Origin of the sequence: Streptomyces sp. WAC06614 (assembly GCF_003949795.1) — a bacterium.
Classification (GTDB): Bacteria; Actinomycetota; Actinomycetes; order Streptomycetales; family Streptomycetaceae; genus Streptomyces.
Genome location: NZ_RPRY01000672.1, coordinates 1 through 1331, shown reverse-complemented (window position 1 = coordinate 1331; position 1331 = coordinate 1). Strand labels below are relative to the sequence as shown.

The 1331-nt window shown below is 73.5% G+C and carries 1 protein-coding gene; it reads left to right on the top strand.

The features are described from left to right. Window positions 1–456 precede the first annotated feature (456 nt). On the top strand, window positions 457–1104 hold the full coding sequence (locus tag EF918_RS35790; RefSeq protein ID WP_125652986.1) for a dihydrofolate reductase family protein: 648 nt from the start codon (window positions 457–459) through the stop codon (window positions 1102–1104). The last annotated feature ends 227 nt before the right edge of the window (window positions 1105–1331 follow it).

The following is a 1331-nucleotide window of genomic DNA, read 5'->3' as shown; positions in this document are numbered from 1 at the left end:
AGGGGTTCGTCCCGGCGGGGGGCCTTTCGCCCCGGCCGCCTCGGCGACAACACCAGTTAGCCAGCCCCCGGACCGCCTGGCAACGCCCCCCACCTACTAGCGGCCGTAGCAGCAGCGGGCGGCGGGGGCCACGGAACCGCCGAGCGGGCCGTCCCAGGGTGGGGCGGAGGTCTACTAGGCGGGGCCGAATGTGACGTGGGTCCTGTGGGGCGCCTCACCGGCAGCGGGCCGGAATGTCGCGTTCTGTGAGGACTTGTACCTGTCTTTGATGTGTGGCCTGGGCCACTTCGCCCCGCGAATCGAAGGCCGCGAGGGGCGTCGCGGGGTGATTTCCATGGCACTGGGATACGGCGACGGGTCCCGCGAGGGCCCGGGGCCGGGTCCGCGTGGCGCCGAGCGATGAGTTCTCGGGGGCCGGGAAGTCTTATCACCGTCGTCGACCCCCAGGAGGAGCCCATGGCCCAGCTACTGCGCGTACAGAACTTCTGCATCTCCAGCGACGGAATCGCTGCCGGTGAGGACCAGAGCCTGGAGAACCCGTTCGGCAGCTCCGTCGACCCCGCGCTGCTGTTCGCCTGGGCCGGTGCCACGGCGAGCTGGCCCATGCGGACCGAGCCCGGTGGGAGCCGCGGCCTCGACGACTACTTCACGCGGGACCACGCACGCAACATCGGGGCCGAGATCATGGGCCGCAACAAGTTCGGGCCGCAGCGCGGGCCCTGGCAGGACCACGACTGGCGCGGGTGGTGGGGTGACGAGCCGCCGTTCCGGACCCCGGTCTTCGTCATGACGCACCATCCGCGTCCCTCGATCACGCTCTCCGACACCACGTTCCACTTCGTGGGCGGCGACCCGGCCGCGGTCCTGGAGCAGGCGCGGGAGGCGGCGCAGGGCAAGGACGTCCGGCTGGGCGGCGGAGTCACCGTGCTCCGGGAGTTCCTGGACGCCGGCCTCGTCGACACCCTGCACGTGGTGGTCTCGCCGGTGAAGCTCGGGTCCGGGCTCCGGCTGTGGGAGTCGCCCGACGAGCTGCTCGACCGGTTCCGTCTGGAGGTCGTGCCCAGCGCCAGTGGCGTGACGCACCACCTGTTCTGGCGGAGGTAGAGCGGAGTCGGGACGTACGGCCTTCCGCGGGCGGGGGTGGGTCGGGCGGCCCCACGACGCCCGTCCGGGAGCGTGCGGCGGGGGCGGCGGAGCGGGGAGGCCTGGTGCCGCGGCGGGGCCGCCCGGGGGGCGTGGTGGGCGAGCCGGGCCAGGCCGCGATCGGCGGGGACCCGGGCCAGTGGCCGGGCGACCTGTTGGTACGCGCCCTCGGCCAGCTCGCCCACGCC